Source organism: Polaribacter dokdonensis (assembly GCF_024362345.1).
Taxonomy (GTDB): Bacteria; Bacteroidota; Bacteroidia; order Flavobacteriales; family Flavobacteriaceae; genus Polaribacter; species Polaribacter dokdonensis.
Genome location: NZ_CP101505.1, coordinates 2,554,973 through 2,571,862 on the forward strand (window position 1 = coordinate 2,554,973; position 16,890 = coordinate 2,571,862).

General features: G+C 30.2%; 15 protein-coding genes. 10 read left to right on the forward strand and 5 right to left on the reverse strand.

Translation table 11 applies throughout. The features are described from left to right. Window positions 1-78 precede the first annotated feature (78 nt). The 9 genes from atpD to LPB302_RS11365 all read left to right on the forward strand — a co-directional run bounded on the left by atpD (window position 79) and on the right by LPB302_RS11365 (window position 8,447). Entirely contained in the window at window positions 79-1,590 is a 1,512-nt protein-coding gene (gene atpD / locus LPB302_RS11325) for a F0F1 ATP synthase subunit beta (RefSeq protein WP_053973448.1), read from the forward strand. A gap of 78 nt (window positions 1,591-1,668) precedes the next feature. Further along, window positions 1,669-1,962: a FoF1 ATP synthase subunit delta/epsilon gene (locus LPB302_RS11330; protein WP_053973447.1), complete on the forward strand. Its 294-nt coding sequence runs from the start codon at window positions 1,669-1,671 to the stop codon at window positions 1,960-1,962. A 281-nt stretch (window positions 1,963-2,243) separates the two neighbouring features. Continuing rightward, window positions 2,244-2,876, forward strand: coding sequence for a hypothetical protein (locus LPB302_RS11335; protein ID WP_053973446.1), 633 nt, complete (start codon window positions 2,244-2,246; stop codon window positions 2,874-2,876). A 1,401-nt stretch (window positions 2,877-4,277) separates the two neighbouring features. Then, a complete protein-coding gene (locus tag LPB302_RS11340; RefSeq protein WP_053973443.1) occupies window positions 4,278-5,027 on the forward strand; it encodes a sensor histidine kinase in 750 nt (249 codons plus the stop codon). Next, entirely contained in the window at window positions 5,020-5,661 is a 642-nt protein-coding gene (locus tag LPB302_RS11345) for a response regulator transcription factor (RefSeq protein WP_053973442.1), read from the forward strand. The genes LPB302_RS11340 and LPB302_RS11345 overlap by 8 nt, the downstream gene beginning before the upstream one ends. A 20-nt stretch (window positions 5,662-5,681) precedes the next feature. Then, entirely contained in the window at window positions 5,682-6,077 is a 396-nt protein-coding gene (gene rbfA, locus LPB302_RS11350; RefSeq protein WP_053973441.1) for a 30S ribosome-binding factor RbfA, read from the forward strand. 15 nt (window positions 6,078-6,092) lie between these two features. Next, on the forward strand, window positions 6,093-7,295 hold the full coding sequence (locus tag LPB302_RS11355; RefSeq protein ID WP_053973440.1) for an ABC transporter permease: 1,203 nt from the start codon (window positions 6,093-6,095) through the stop codon (window positions 7,293-7,295). 19 nt (window positions 7,296-7,314) lie between these two features. Beyond that, entirely contained in the window at window positions 7,315-7,860 is a 546-nt protein-coding gene (locus LPB302_RS11360) for a hypothetical protein (protein ID WP_143032688.1), read from the forward strand. Next, entirely contained in the window at window positions 7,860-8,447 is a 588-nt protein-coding gene (locus tag LPB302_RS11365; protein ID WP_053973438.1) for a hypothetical protein, read from the forward strand. Before LPB302_RS11360 ends, LPB302_RS11365 begins: the two co-directional genes overlap by 1 nt. Before the next feature lie 245 nt (window positions 8,448-8,692). Here LPB302_RS11365 and dusB read toward each other — a convergent pair whose 3' ends face one another. The 5 genes from dusB to LPB302_RS11390 form a co-directional block, all read right to left on the reverse strand. Further along, entirely contained in the window at window positions 8,693-9,694 is a 1,002-nt protein-coding gene (dusB, locus tag LPB302_RS11370) for a tRNA dihydrouridine synthase DusB (protein WP_053973437.1), read from the reverse strand. A gap of 6 nt (window positions 9,695-9,700) precedes the next feature. Beyond that, window positions 9,701-10,102, reverse strand: coding sequence for a DUF4345 domain-containing protein (locus LPB302_RS11375; protein WP_053973436.1), 402 nt, complete (start codon window positions 10,100-10,102; stop codon window positions 9,701-9,703). Between the two features lie 37 nt (window positions 10,103-10,139). Continuing rightward, window positions 10,140-13,613, reverse strand: coding sequence for an Ig-like domain-containing protein (locus tag LPB302_RS11380; protein ID WP_053973435.1), 3,474 nt, complete (start codon window positions 13,611-13,613; stop codon window positions 10,140-10,142). Between the two features lie 506 nt (window positions 13,614-14,119). Continuing rightward, window positions 14,120-14,503, reverse strand: a complete 384-nt coding sequence (locus tag LPB302_RS11385; protein WP_053973434.1) for an OB-fold nucleic acid binding domain-containing protein — start codon at window positions 14,501-14,503, stop codon at window positions 14,120-14,122. 23 nt (window positions 14,504-14,526) lie between these two features. Beyond that, window positions 14,527-15,750, reverse strand: a complete 1,224-nt coding sequence (locus tag LPB302_RS11390; protein WP_053973433.1) for a M28 family peptidase — start codon at window positions 15,748-15,750, stop codon at window positions 14,527-14,529. A gap of 43 nt (window positions 15,751-15,793) precedes the next feature. Here LPB302_RS11390 and LPB302_RS11395 point away from each other — a divergent pair, with 43 nt between their 5' ends. Further along, window positions 15,794-16,888, forward strand: a complete 1,095-nt coding sequence (locus LPB302_RS11395) for a TolB family protein (RefSeq protein WP_053973432.1) — start codon at window positions 15,794-15,796, stop codon at window positions 16,886-16,888. The last annotated feature ends 2 nt before the right edge of the window (window positions 16,889-16,890 follow it).

Here is a 16,890-nt window from a genome sequence, read left to right on the forward strand (position 1 = left end):
AATCAAAAAATTACCTTTGCACCTTGAAAAAGGGTGAAGAATCCTATTTAAAAAATAATAACTTAATTAGATATAAAAATGTCTACAACTACAGGTAAAGTTTCTCAAATTATTGGGCCAGTTATTGATGTTGAATTCAATACTGAAAATAACGAACTTCCTAAAATTTACGATTCATTAGAAATTAAAAAGGCTGATGGTTCTATTTTAGTATTAGAAGTTCAACAACATATAGGTGAAGATACAGTTAGAACTATTTCTATGGATGCTACAGATGGTTTGCAGAGAGGTGCAGAAGTAGTAGCTACTGGAAACCCAATTCAAATGCCTATTGGAAATGATATTTATGGTCGTTTATTTAACGTTACTGGAGATGCTATTGATGGTCTTGGTAACTTAAGTAAAGTAGGTAAAGATGGTTTATCTATTCACAGAGCAGCTCCTAAGTTCGAAGACTTATCTGTATCTACAGAGGTTTTATTTACTGGTATTAAAGTAATCGATTTAATTGAGCCTTATGCAAAAGGTGGTAAAATTGGTTTATTTGGTGGTGCAGGTGTAGGTAAAACTGTATTAATTCAAGAATTAATTAACAACATTGCAAAAGGACATGGAGGTTTATCTGTGTTTGCAGGTGTTGGTGAAAGAACTCGTGAAGGAAACGATTTACTTCGTGAAATGTTAGAGTCTGGTATTATCAAATATGGTGATGACTTTATGCATTCTATGGAAGAAGGAGGTTGGGATCTTTCAAAAGTAGACAAACCTGGAATGAGAGATTCTAAGGCTACTTTCGTATTTGGTCAAATGAACGAGCCACCTGGAGCACGTGCAAGAGTGGCATTATCTGGTTTAACTATCGCTGAATATTTTAGAGATGGAGCAGGTGAAGCACAAGGTAAAGATGTACTTTTCTTTGTAGACAACATATTTAGATTTACACAAGCAGGTTCTGAGGTGTCAGCACTTTTAGGACGTATGCCTTCAGCAGTAGGTTATCAGCCAACATTAGCAACAGAAATGGGTGCAATGCAAGAGCGTATTACATCTACTAAAAAAGGTTCTATTACTTCTGTACAAGCAGTTTATGTACCTGCAGATGATTTAACAGATCCAGCACCAGCAACAACGTTTGCTCACTTAGATGCTACAACTGTATTATCTCGTAAAATTGCTGAGTTAGGTATTTATCCAGCAGTAGATCCTTTAGATTCTACTTCTAGAATTTTAACTGCAGATATTTTAGGTAATGAGCACTATGATTGTGCACAAAGAGTAAAAGAAATTTTACAACGTTATAAAGAACTACAAGATATTATAGCCATTTTAGGTATGGAAGAATTATCTGAAGAAGACAAATTAGTAGTTCATAGAGCAAGACGTGTACAACGTTTCTTATCTCAACCATTCCACGTAGCTGAACAATTTACTGGTATACCAGGAGTTTTAGTAGATATTAAAGACACTATTAAAGGTTTTAATATGATTATGGATGGTGAGTTAGATAAGTATCCAGAAGCAGCATTTAACTTAAGAGGATCAATTCAAGATGCAATTGATGCTGGAGAAAAAATGTTAGCAGAAGCATAAACAAGTTTTGAGTTTTAAGTTTTGAGTTATGCTACATAACTAAAGACTAAAAACTAAAGACTAAAAACTTTTAAAAATATGTTTTTAGAAATTGTAAGTCCAGAGGCTATTTTATTTTCATCAGAGGTGGATGCTATTGCTGTACCAGGTGAACATGGAGAGTTTCAAATGTTAAATAATCACGCTCCTATTGTTGCTAACTTAAAAGAAGGTTTAGTAAAAATACACGTACATTCTCAGCAACATTTAGTGTTAGATGATTTAAACGGATTGTTAGTGCCACATGTAGATGATGATAAGATTCTAACCTTACAAATAAACTCTGGTACTTTAGAATTTAACGATAATAAAGCAATTGTATTAGCAGACTAATACTTGATGCTTAACGAATAGAAAAATCTCAAAATTAAATTTTGAGATTTTTTTTTGCTTTAAACAAAAAAACACCTAATTATTAGGTGTTTTTTTGTGCAATTTTCCCTTTCGAGACTTTTTATTTTTCAAGTGTAAAGATGTTGCTTTTATAAATTGCAGAGCTAGGTAATAGGCCTAATATTCTAGGGGAAAAATCCCTTTTATAGATTAGCAGAAAACATATTATAAATTTAATTGTATTTTAGATTTATCAATTTAACCTTAAAAAACTTTTATCAATGAAAACTAAAACATTTTATTATTTGTTTATCTGTTCTATATCTCTAAGTATTATTTCTTGTAATACAGAGAGCAAAACAATGAAAACCAAATCTAAAGATGACACTTGCTACCCAAATAGTGATAGACCAAGCCAAGCAATAACGTATCCAGAAATGGCAAGTATGTTTAAAGAGTATGATAATGGTCAGAAAATAGTTTTAGATAAATATATTGCCAGTAAAACTGAAGGAAGAGATTCAGTTGCTACTATTTCTGAATTTTTTAGTATTGATGAACTAAAACAGTACATTGCTTACATAGAAAAATTATCAAAAGAAAAAGACATTAACTTAACTGGTGTAAAGATTTTTACTGCAGCATATCCTTCAGATTATAAAATAGAAAAATACCAAAATAGAGTTTCTTTTATTTTAATGCCTACAACTAATATAGGTGATCAAAAAAATATAGCCTATGAACCTTTAAAATCAGGTAAAGGTAAGCCAGTATCTATGCAAAGTATTTTAAATAAATATGCAGATGAAACTACACGAAATGTGAATAGGGCTTCTGTATTATCATTAAACTTAATGCAAGAAGAACCTAGTTCTGGTTTGAATAGAGGAAGTATTAATCCTCCACAGGATTAATAAGAATGGAAGAAAGTTTATTTTATAATCTACTATTTAATTCATTTCAATATTTTGAATTTGGGTCGTTTATAATGGCATTATTTTTTTATAAAAAATATAAAAACTATTCATTTTATAAATATTTTATTATTTATTTATTCAATATTATACTATTTAAGACTATTGATTACTATACAGGTCAAGGCTTAATGGATGATTATGATGATATGGATTTGTATAATATATATACTTTTTTCGAATTTAATTTTTTCGCCTTAATCTATTACAGTTTAATAAAAAATATACTTAGGTTAAGGCTGGTTACTGGTCTAATATTACTTTTTAATTGTATTTATTTTTTAAGTTTTTACTTTACTACTTTAAGTGCTTTTACAGTACAAATAGAAGGTTTGTTTAATAGTCTTTTAATTATTATCTATTTTATAGAATTATTAAATTCTAATGAAATTTTAAATTATAAAAAGCTATTTCCTTTTTGGATGTCTGTTGGTTTCTTGGTGTTTTATTTAACGTCAATTCCGTTTTTTACCTTAGTTTATTTAAAGCTATTTGATACAAGATCAATGTTTAATTTATTATATGCGCTTATTATTTTATTCCATTCTTGCTTTATTTTTGGTTTAATAAGTTGCAGAAAAGCAGAAGATTAATACAATAAATACAAAACAGCACAATAGAAGTGCATTAGAAAAGAATACATAAAATCCTCTAAATTAAAATTTAGAACAGCTAAAAAAGTGTCTTTATAAATAAAATGATAACAGTCAAAACTTATTAATGTCTTATGGAACTATCTGATGATGGCATGTTTATTAAAGAATTTGGTGTTATTCTTCATTATATAACATTATTTATAGCTGTATTCTATTATAGCAAATACAAAGAGTATTCTTTTTATAAATATTTCCTTTTCTATTTTCTAGTTATAGTAATTGTTGACCTCCTTAATAATTATTTTTATACAGAGGGTAACAATATAAATCTTTATAACATCTATACTTTCTTCGAATTTAATGCTATAGTCTTAATATACTATCACTTAATACAACAAAAAACAAGACTTATAATAGTTAAAGCATTAGCAATAGCTTTTAATCTAGTATATATATTAAGTTTTATATTCGATTATTACATACTATATACAATTCCTTTAGAAGGGGTTGTAAATAGCATTTTTGTTATTCTGTATCTTGTAGAATTACTAAATTCAGATGGTATTTTAAATTATAAAAAGATGTTTCCTTTTTGGATGTCCGTAAGCTTTTTAATTTTCTATTTAACCTCTGTGCCTTTTTGGTCTTTGTACTATTCAAGTATTTTTAATACCAGAGCTATGTTTCCTATAATTTATTATCTTGGTACTTCATATCAGTTAATATTTATATACGGCTTAATTACATGCAAGAAAATGGGGAAATTGTATTAATAGTATCTACTATACTTATTTTAATTATTGTAATCTCTCTAATAATTCTATTTACTGTTTTTCAAAGAAAGAAAAACTTTTTGGTGATAAAGCAAAAAGAAGAGCAAGAGCGCTTTGAAAAAGAAATTGCAGAAACCCAAATAGAAATTAGAGAAGAAACCTTAAGAAACATTAGTTGGGAGTTGCATGATAATATTGGGCAACTACTTACTTTAGCCAAAATACAACTGCAATCAGCAACTCAAGAAAATATTGCAGAAGTAAGAGATACCATTACAAAAGGGCTAACAGAGGTAAGAGCATTATCAAAACTAATAAACCCAGAAGCGTTAGATAACATCAACTTAAAAGAGGCCATACAACTAGAGGTAGATCGTTTTAATAGGCTTGGTTTTATACAATCAAAATTAATTGTCACAGGTTTAGAGCAAGAAATAAACCAAAAAGCAACTGTTATCATTTTTAGAATTTTGCAAGAGTTTTTCTCTAATACCATTAAACATGCAAGAGCAACAGAGCTTATAGTACAATTAAATTATACAGCCAATGGTTTACATATAGTTACAAAAGATAATGGTGTTGGTTTTATAGCAAATGCAAAAAAAGAAGGTATTGGTTTGTTAAACATTAAAGCAAGAGCCAAGTTAATTGGGGCAGAAGCCATGTTAACATCTGAAGAAAATAAAGGAACTAACTTAGAAATAAAATATAATTATGAGTAAATTTTCGGTAGTAATTGTAGACGATCATACCTTATTATCTCAAGCCATACAAACTATGGTAAATACCTTTGAAGATTTTACAGTAATGTATACCTGTAAAAACGGACAAGAGTTGGTAGACCGTTTTTCTGAAAATGGCAATAAACCAAATATTGTTTTAATGGATATTAATATGCCTGTTATGAATGGTATAGAAGCCACAGCATGGATTTCTGAAAACTGCCCAAGTGTAAATGTGATGGCACTTTCTATAGAAGATGATGATAAAACCGTTTTAAAAATGATTAAAGCTGGCGCTGTTGGGTACCTTTTAAAAGACACAGAAAAGTCGGTTTTAGAAAAGGCATTGAGAGAAATTGTTGAAAACGGATTTTATCATACCAAAAACGTAACCAATTTATTAATGAAATCTGTTTCTGGTGTTATAAAAGATGATGTGGTTTTAAAACCAAGAGAAATAGAATTTTTAAGACATGCTTGTACAGAATTAACCTATAAAGAAGTTGCAGACAGAATGTGTTTAAGCCCAAAAACCATAGATGGTTATAGAGAGGCATTGTTTGCAAAACTGAATGTAAGAAATAGGGTAGGGTTGGTTATATATGCTGTAAGAAATAAAATTTACACTGTGTAAAAATATTGTAAATTTGCAGCATGGAAGAAACAAATAGACAAAGAAAAATTGCAGGTGTTCTGCAAAAAGATTTAGTAGATGTGTTACAGAAAGCAGCACAAGATGGTATGAAGGGTGTAATAATTTCTGTTTCTAAAGTGCATGTTACTTCAGATTTAGGTGTAGCAAAAGTATACCTAAGTGTTTTTCCTTCAGAAAAGAGAGATGAGTTGGTTAAAGGTGTGCAGTCTAACACAGTTTTAATTCGTCATGAAATGGCAAAGAGAACTAAAAATCAATTACGTAGAATGCCAGAATTGTTGTTTTTTGGCGATGATACTTTAGATTATTTAGAAGAGATAGATAAATCTTTAAGTGGGCAAGATGCAGACCCAATTAAAAATCCAGATGTCTTACCAAGAAGAAAGAAACTATAAATTCAAACCAATTATTTGAATTTTTCTTACTACATAGCCAAAAGATACTTATTTACAAAAACGAGCAATAATGCTATTAATATTATAACTATAATAGCCTCTTTTGGGGTTATTGTAAGTTCTTTAGCGTTGTTTATTATCCTTTCTGGTTTTTCTGGTTTACGCACATTTAGCTATAGTTTGCTAGATGCATCAGACCCAGATTTAAAAATAACTTCTGTAAAAGGTAAATCGTTTTTGTTAGATGATGATTTTCTGCAAGTTTTAGATGATAATCCTAACATTACAACCTATGCAAAAGTTATAGAAGAACGTGTCTTTTTAGAATATGGAGATAAAAACGAAGTTGCTTTTGTAAAAGGTGTAGATACCAATTATGCCAATGTTACCAAAATAGACGATGCTATTTATATTGGTGATTGGTTAGATACTACTTACACAAATACAGCAGTAATTGGTAGAGCAATTGCCATAAAATTATCTTTAGGTGTAAATAGTTATGGCAGGCCATTAACTGTAATGATACCTAAACCTGGTAAGGGTTTTATAAATCCTAATAATGCATTTTATAAAATGGATGTGCAGGTTTTGGGTTTGTATACAGGCACAGAAGAGTTTGAAAATAAGTTTGTCTATGTAACCTTAAATCAGGCAAAAGAATTATTAAAATATCAAGAAAATCAAGTAACAGCCTTAGAGCTAAAAATTACTAATATTTCTGCTTCAGATGCTGTAGCTGAAGAACTTCAACAAACTTTAGGTGATACTTATAAAGTGCAAACCAAAGAACAATTGAATGAGGTGTTTTATAAAGTTATAAATACAGAGAACTTTGTTTCTTACCTTATTTTTACCTTAATTATTATTATAGCTTTATTTAATGTAATTGGTGCTATAATTATGATGATCATCGATAAAAAACAGAATTTACAAACCTTATATAATTTAGGAACCACCATACAAGAAATTAAAAAGATATTTGTGTATCAAGGCTTTTTACTTACCTTTTTTGGAATGTTAGTTGGTTTAGTATTGGGTGTAATTTTGGTTTTCTTGCAAGACGCATTTGGTTTATTTATGATTACTGAAAACTTGGCTTACCCAGTAGAATTTCAGTTTTATAATTTGATAATTGTTATATTTACGATAACAGTTTTAGGTTTTGTTGCAGCTAAAATAGCGAGTAGTAGAATCAACCAAAAATTCATTGAAAAATAGTATGCTTAAATTTTTTAAAATGACTTATACATTAGGTTTCTTCCTAATGTGTATGGGTTGTGCTAGTACAAACAGCCCAAGATATCTTAAAAATGGAAAGGTTGTAACAGGAGATTATTCTCAATACCAAAAAAGTTATTCCTTAAAAATACCCGATAATTGGTCTGGATATTTTGATACTCATAGTCAGTTTTGTTATAAACCTAAAAAAGCTATAGAAGAGAATCTATATGTTAAAGTTCATATAATGGATGAAAATACTTTAAAGGTAGATGATAATATTACAGACTTAGAGAAATTTACAAATGACTTAGTAGATAATATTAAAGAAAGAGATACAAACCTTGGTTTTACAGTAGTATATAATGAGCATTCTATCTACAAAAAGTATTCACTTGTTAATTCTAGAGAATATATTTTAGGTGATAATTATACTATTTTAGAAGTCAGTTTTTATTACAACTCAAAACCCTTCAGAATCACTTATTTTGCACAAACAGATCAGTTTCCTAATTATTTAGATGATTTTACAACCATGTTAGAAACTTTTAGAATTATAGAATAATGATAAAGAAAATTTTAATTGTAGGTTTAATAGCAGCTATTTATTCTTGCTCATCAACCAAAAGAGTAGAGAAAAGGTGTAAGGATAATCCTTTTGAAGAATTGGATAGTTTACAGAGAGCAAACCAAAAATTAAATTACACCATACTTAAACCCAAAGACTGGAAAAAAGGGAAAACTAGTAATGGTGATTCGTATTTTTTAGAGGATAAATATATTGATTCTTTAAACTATTACTCACGAAAAGCTCATGTATATATTGGTTTAAATAAAATTCGTAAAGAGTGTTCTCAATCATTCTCTATAGATGATTACTTGCATTATTTTGTAAATTATAGAAGCAAATGGTTTCCAAAAGATAAATTCAAGTATTTGTTATTAAAAGGAAAACATAAAATTTATGGTGATATGTATATTGTAAAATATTCAGAAAAAATAAATACTAAAGTAAGTTACACTAGAAGTTTTTTTCTCTTTTTTAAAGATAATAAGGGTTATAATATTCAATATGTAGCAAAGCCTAAATATTATGACACCTATCTTCCTGAAGTAGAAAAGATGGTAAACTCTTTTAGAATGTTGGACTAATAAAATAAAAAATAATCTAGCTAGATTGTTTTTGGGCTTAACCCAAATGTTTCTTTTTAGTGATCTCCTTTACTTTGTATTGAGATTTACTTTATGTTTCATTTAAGGTTAAATCTATAAAAGTTAATTTTCATAAACTTTATGTATACCTTAAAGATAAGTTTTATTTAAGTTATAAATCATTTAATGAGATAGTTAGCAATTTACTATCGTTTAAGTTCTATTAAATGTAGGTAATTCGTTATTTAGCGAATATCAGGTATTAGAGCATCACCAAATTTAGCTTCTACTTCATCAAAGGTTTTAAAAACATCTGCAGGATCATCTGAAGTAACCATTTGCAAACGATAATCTTTAAAATGAGGTATCCCTTTAAAGTAATTGGTATAATGTCTTCTTGTTTCTACAACTCCTAAACGTTCACCTTTCCAATCTATAGCCATTTGCAAATGTCTTCTAGCAACTTTAGTTCTTTCTGCAATAGATGGTTTTGCCAAATGTTCTCCAGTTTTAAAGAAGTGTTTTACTTCGTTAAAAAACCAAGGATATCCAATAGAGGCTCTACCAATCATAGCACCATCTAAACCATATTCATCTCTCATTTCCATGGCTCTTTCTGGAGTGGTTACATCACCATTTCCAAAAACAGGAATATGCATTCTTTGGTTGTTTTTTACAGCTGCAATTGGTTTCCAATCTGCATTACCTTTATACATTTGAGCTCTTGTTCTACCATGTATAGAGATGGCTTTACAACCTACATCTTGTAAACGTTCTGCAACTTCTACAATTCGTATAGAATCATGATCCCAGCCTAAACGTGTTTTTACTGTGATAGGTAAATTTGTATGCTTAACCATAGCTTCTGTAAGAGAAACCATTAAATCTATATCTTTTAAAATACCTGCACCTGCACCTTTAGAGACTACCTTTTTAACTGGGCAGCCAAAGTTGATATCTATAATATCTGGATTCGATTTTTCTACAATTTCGATGGTTTTTAACATCGAGTCTAAGTTGGCTCCAAAAATCTGAATTCCTACAGGTCTTTCTTTTTCGTAAATATCTAATTTGATAACACTTTTAGCAGCATCTCTAATTAAACCTTCAGATGATATAAATTCTGTATACACAACATCTGCACCATTTTCTTTACATAAAGCTCTAAAAGGTGGGTCAGACACATCTTCCATAGGTGCTAATAATAATGGAAAATCGCCTAATTCTATGTTGTCTATTTTTGCCAAAACAAATTAATTTTTTGCAAAATTACTGTTTTTATATGTTAAAACCCAAAGTCCGTAAAAACCTAAAATTAGTTCTGCATACATACCAAATAAAAAGCCAAAAGTTGGTGAACCATCTAGCAGAAAACTAAGTACCCTACCAAAGCCTAAACCCAACATAAAAATCATATTAGTTATTAAAGCAGCAGTTAAGAACTTAGGCTTGAAGGTTCCTAAAATCCATAAAGTAGCAAAACCCAAGTAAAGGCCCATAATTGCTTTAAAGGCATTGAGTTCATCTAAAGTTTTTGGGTAAATTTCGAATTGAGAACTGGGCTTAAAGCCATAAACAAATGCAACAGGAATTACAATACATACAGAAATTAATAGATGTATTTTTATTGTAATATCCTGTTTTGTTTTTAGCATCAAATTTGTTCTAAGCTATTTATAGTGTAAATATAGCTTATTTGATAATTAGTTTCTTAATTCCGAAATCTGCTTCACTACTCACAATTCTAACAAATTTAATTCCAGTACTCAAATTTAAATTAAAATCAAATTCGTTTTTACCTTTAGCAATGCTAATTTTAGATGTAAAAATAGTTTTACCTGTAATATCTAACACCATTAATTGACCTTTGGTGTTGATATCACTAAATAGAATATTTTTAAATGCTCCATTTGATGGATTAGGATATACTGCAAATTCATTCAATAGTGAATTAAAACCAGCAATATCATCCACTTCATTTAATGAAGTATCTGTACTGTTTTTTGAAGATGCTTCTGCTACAACATTTATAGTTACAGTTGCAGCATCTGCAAAGCCATTTCCATCAGTAATTGTATAAACAAATGTATCTGTACCTACAAAATCTGAAGGAGTTGTGTAATTAATTTTACCATCTTCAACACGTATATCACCTCCATTATCACTAGCTGTTACTAATTTACCATTGGTTAACGTTAAAGGATGAGACGAGTTTGGCCCATTTGCACCATAATTATCATTACCTGTAACATCTATAAGAATGTTTTCAGCTTTTTCTGTAACTGTAATTTCATCATCTATAGCATCTACAGATCCTGTTTGTACAACTTCTTCCTCTACAGTTAAATAAACGATGGCAGTAGATTGTACACCTTCTGTATCTTCTATAGTATACGTAAAAGAATCTTGCCCTTCAAAGTCTCCTGTTGGAGAATACACCAATAAATGAGCGTCTGTAGAAATTGTAAAACCTTCTGTACTGGTTGTGTCAAAAGTAATGATTGAACCACCATTGGTAATGTCGTTTTCTAAAACATCTATAGCAGTTGCTGTATTTATATGAATATTAAATGTATCATCTATAGCTGCAGTTTCTAAAGGTTCTGCAGTAACTGTTATTCTTACAATGGCTTTTTCTGCAAATCCTTTTTTATCTGTAATTGTATATTCGAAGGTGTCTATTCCTGTAAAATTACTTGGTGTTGAGTATTCTATAGCTCCATTTAGAACACGAATTGCTCCTCCATTATTACTCTCTGTAGTTAATTTACCATTCGTTAAGGTAAGAGGATGATTTTCATTTGGTCCAAAAGTTCCAAAACTATCATTTTCAGTTACATCAATTATTGTATTACTGCTTTCTGCTAGTAAAGCTAAAGTATCATTAACAGCTCTAATTGGTCCACTTTCTATAACTTCTTCTTCTACTGTAAGCGAAACTGTTGCACTAGACTGTACTCCATTTGCATCTTCTATAGTATAAGTAAAACTATCATTGCCCATAAAACCATTAATAGGTTCATAAACCAATTCAGTAGTTGCCAATGAAATTGCAAATCCATGTTGACTTGTAGTATCAAAATTTATAATAGTAGCATTGGCAGGAAAATCATTTTCAAGTACATTTAAACTTGTAGCTTCATCTACATTTATAGAATAATTATCATCTACTGCTTCAGCTGGTAAATCTCCACCAACTGTAATATTTACAGTTGCTGTATCTGCAAAACCATTTGCATCTGTAATTGTATACGTGAACGAATCTACCCCTACAAAATGTGATGGAGCTGAATAAATAATTGTACCATTTGAAACTTGAATAGGACCTCCATTATTACTTGCAGTAGAAATTTTACCATTGGTTAATGTTAGTGGATGAGAGGTATTCATGCCACTAACACCATAATTGTCATTGTCTAATACATCTATGGTGATATTTGCACTACCAATATTAACAGTTATCACATCATCTATTGCTTCTAAAGAACTAGAGTTAACTGTTTTTGCTTCAATTACCAAAGCTACTGTAGCACTAGATTGATTGCCATTTGCGTCTTCTATGGTATATTCAAATTCATCCATTCCTGTAAAACTATTAGTTGGTGTATACAAGATTGTAGCGTTTTCTATGGTTACTATAAATCCTTCTGAACTTAAGGCATCAGCTGATATAATAGTTACATTTTCTGGCATATCGTTCGCTAAAACATCTAGAGTTGTAGCTGTATCTACATCTACAGAAAAACTATCATTTGCTGCTTCTGCAGGATAATCTCCTCCAACAGTTATAGTAACAGTTGCTGTGTCTGCATAACCATTAGCATCAGTTATGGTATATACAAATGTATCTATACCTGCAAAATTTGTTGGAGCACTATAATATACTTGGCCATCGTAAACTCTAATTGCTGCACCATTATCACTTGCTGTTGCAGTCTTTCCTCCAGGAAGTGTTAATGGGTGGGTTGGGTTTTCTCCAAACTCACCATAAAAGTCGTTTGCTAAAACATCTATGGCTATATCATTACTACCAACATTTACAGAAATTGCATCATTAACGGCCTCTAAAGGTCTTTCGTTTACTTTAATGTTAACTGTAGCTGTAGCTTGTATACCTTCAGAATCTTCTAAAGTGTACGTAAAACTATCATTACCAGCAAAGCTAACAGCAGGTGTAAAGGTTAAAATAGAATTGTTTTGAGTTATTAAATTTCCTTGTTCAGAGGTTGCATCAAAAGAAATTATGCTTGTATTTTTTGTATCATTGTCCAGAACATCTAATTCTATGGGAGTTTCAAATTCTGTGATAAAATTATCGTCTGCAGCAAAAGTTTCTACAAAAATAGGTTCTATTTTAAGGTAGTCTATAACCATGGTTTGTGTTCCACTCCAATTAAAATCATTGGCCCAAGGCAATTGTCTAAATCCAAAAATTACTTCAGATTTGCCAGTAGCGATGTTTGTTGTAATGGTTTCTTGCAAAACACCATCTATAAAAAAATCGATTCTATCTGCTCTCCAATCTATAGTATAGGTGTGAAATTGATCATCTATGAGCGATATTTTTTCATTGTTATCATTTACAATGGCTTTTTTAGTGCCTGTAAACGGACGTGCAGAATTTTCATTGGCATTTCTCCAAGTATTAAATCTGGCATCTGTCCAACCATTATTTTGTGGCAAGGTTTCATGAGTAGCTGTAGCACTATCATCTGCAACAACTTCAATATCAACTTCATTAAAAATAGATCCTTCTTGACGATAAGTAAAAAGAAAACCTACTAAGCCACCATCTACAACAGCTCCTTTCATTCTAACTTCAAGTCGATGATTTTCTGCTACACCTCCAAAAATTAAGGTTTGAAAAGGGTGAATCCAATCTAGATCATTTGTAATATCTGGGTCTACAGTAATGTATGCATTTCCATCTCCAGGAATAAATTTATTCCAAGAATCTTGATTTGGGTAAATTTCGTTGTAAAAAGACCAATAAGCTCCAGGAGGAGTATTTTCAGGATAACCAGGTGTGTCAAAATCTTCAAAATAGGATAAATTATCAAAGTCTGTTTGTGCAAAAGAATTGATAGCAGTTAAGAGTATGCACGCTATAAGTATATATTTTTTATATACGTCTAACATACAAGCATTCTGTAATGTTGTAGTCATTAGGTTAGGGGTTAAAAAGTTGGAAAAGGGGTTAGTTTGTAGTTAAGGGGTTAAGTAGTTTTAAAGGGGTTTAGTAATTAGTTTGGCAGTATAAAAACCAATTAAGGATGCTATACTTGAAAGACAAACATAATAATAAAATTTAAACTAATCATAAAAAAAAATAATTTTTTAATGATTTTTAGCAAAACAAGTGTTTGGAAATCAGGTGGTACACCACATTAAATGTTGATTAAACTGCTAAAAAAAAAGGGCTTGATATTAAGGTGAAAAACAACTTCTTTCTTAACTTTTTCTACTTCTATTTTAACAATACATTGATTTATTTCCTTTAACTAACAAGTAAGAACACGCTTGTAACTCATCTTAATTTGGAACAAGACTTTCAACTAAATTATACAAAAATCTCACATTCCTATATTCATTGCATGAAATGAATGATCTGAAATAAGTAAAACTAAGGTGATTTTAGAATGTAATATGAAATAAAAACTATGTAAAAGTATTTAGTTACTGTTTAGAACAACACATTCTTCTAAATACAATTCGCCCATCAAACTGTCATATTTAGCTACTTTACCTTTTATGGTAACTTCTTGATTTAACTTAATAAGTTTGTTTAGTTTATCATATTTACAGTATACCTGACTATTTAAAGTGAAGGTTGTTGCATTTATAAAAGTAACTCTACCTTTTAAGGAAACAGTTTTATTTGTCCAAATTAAAGGGTTTTGAAGAACTTTTGCATTAAATTCTTGTGCTGTTCCAGTAAACGATATAGCTTGAGGATTTGTGCTTGATGAATTTTTGAAATATGTATAACTACCAAAACCAATACATAGTGCAGCCAATACAAAAAGAATAATTATTTTATTTTTCGATACTTGCATAACTTTAATAATTAGATTACTGTTTAAAAATTAATTTCTTTTTCTACTTTTTCTTCTCCTCTTTTAACAACAACTTTTGTTTTGCTGCCTTTGTCAAAAACAGAAAGAGCACGCATATAACTCATCATGTTTGTAATTGTGCTATCACCTAATTGTACAACAATATCTCCTTTTTGCAAGCCTGCCTTTTGTGCAGGTTTATCTTCTGATATACCATCAATTCTCATTCCTACACCATCAAATAAATAATCTGGTATTACACCTAAACCTACTTTAAATCTAGGAGTACTGTCGCTTTCATTTTTAGTTTTTCTAAACGCTAATTTTCCATTATCATCTAAATCAGAAATGATGTTAAAAATATAATCAGAAATTAGATACATTCCATCATAATTTAATTTCTCTGAATCATCTCCTGGTTTGTGATAATCTTCATGCTGACCAGTAAAAAAATGTAGCACAGGCATATCTGCTAAATAGAAGCTAGTATGGTCACTTGGCCCAACTCCAGATTCTTGTTGCACTAGTTTAAAATTGTCATTATGAGATTTTAAGACTTGCTTAAATATTGGTGAAGTTCCTGTACCATAAACAGCCAAAGTAGAATCTTTTTTCATTCTACCAACCATATCCATATTAATCATGTAAGACACTTTTTTTGTATCTATAGTTGGGTTTTTCACAAAATAATTAGAACCTAAAAGACCCATTTCTTCACCTGAAAAAGCCATAAATAGATAGTTATTATTGGTGTTTTTATCTTTTAATCTTGCAGCTAAGTTTAACAAGATTGCAATTCCAGATGCATTATCATCAGCACCATTATGAATGGCTTTAATAGAATCTCTATATAAAGAACCTTCACCACCAAAACCTAAATGATCATAATGTGCTCCAATAATTATAGTATTTTCTACTTTATTGTCTACAAAACCAATAACATTATTACCTGTAATAGTTCCATCTCCATTTACATCGAACTTAACTTCATCATGAGGATTGGTTTTAGGCTTAAATGTAAATGGCTGTAAGTATTTGTTAGTCCCTTTTTCTAATAAGTTTAATTCTGCAAATCTTTCTGAAATATATTTGGCAGCTTTTTTCTCTCCTTCAGTTCCTGTTTGTCTGCCCTCTAAAGCATCAGAAGCTAAAAAAGCAACATCTTCTTTTATTCGATTTTCTTGATTAATTTCTGGTTTACAAGAAACTAATAAGCTCAAAAAGATTAGAATTATACTGTATTTCATCATGATAATATTATTTTTGTAAAGTTAATTAATAAATTAGAAAATGAGAATTATTTCCTTTGTAGTATTAGCATTAATGATGCTTTCTTGTAAAAATGAACAAAAGCCAAAAGTAGTAGAATTAGAGAAAGAAGTTGTAAAAGACTCCTTAATATATCCTGAAGAAACTCACTTTAAAAGTATAAGACAAGTAACCTTTGGAGGAGATAATGCAGAAGCTTATTGGAGTTTTGACGATAAACAATTAGTGTTTCAATCAAACTACACAAAATGGAATGTAGGTTGTGATCAGATGTTTTTAATGAATGCTGATGAGAATTTTAAAAACAACATGCCACCAATGATTTCTACAGGTAAAGGACGTACAACATGTGCCTATTTTTTACCAGATAACAAACACATTATTTATGCATCTACGCATTTGGTAGACGAAGAATGCCCAGAAGTTCCTTTGCGTAAAAACGGAAAATACATTTGGCCAGTTTACGATAGTTTCGACATTTTTGTGGCAGATTTAGAAGGGAATATTGTAAAGCAATTAACCAATGAAAAAGGGTATGATGCAGAACCAACTGTTTCGCCTAAAGGCGATAAAATTGTGTTTACATCTACCAGAAGTGGAGATTTAGAACTGTATACCATGAATATTGATGGATCTGATGTAAAACAAATTACAGACGAACTAGGTTATGATGGAGGAGCTTTCTTTTCTCCTGATGGAACTAAAATTATTTTTAGGTCTTCTAGACCAAAAACTGAAGAGGAAATTAAAGCGTATAAAGATTTGTTAGCAGAAGGTTTAGTAGAACCTACAGAAATGGAACTGTATATCTGTAATGCAGATGGTTCTGAATTACGTCAATTAACAGATTTAGGAAATGCCAATTGGAGTCCGTTTTTTCATCCTTCAGGAAAAAAGATCTTATTTTCATCAAACTTTGAAGCAGAAAGAGGGTTTCCTTTCAATTTATATTTAATAGATATTGATGGTAAAAACTTAGAAAGAGTAACACATGGAGAAACGTTTGATGCGTTTCCTGTTTTTTCTAATGATGGTAAAAAATTAGCTTTTTCTTCTAATAGAAATAATGGAGGAGGAAGAGATACGAATCTGTTTATTGCAGAATGGCAAGACTAATA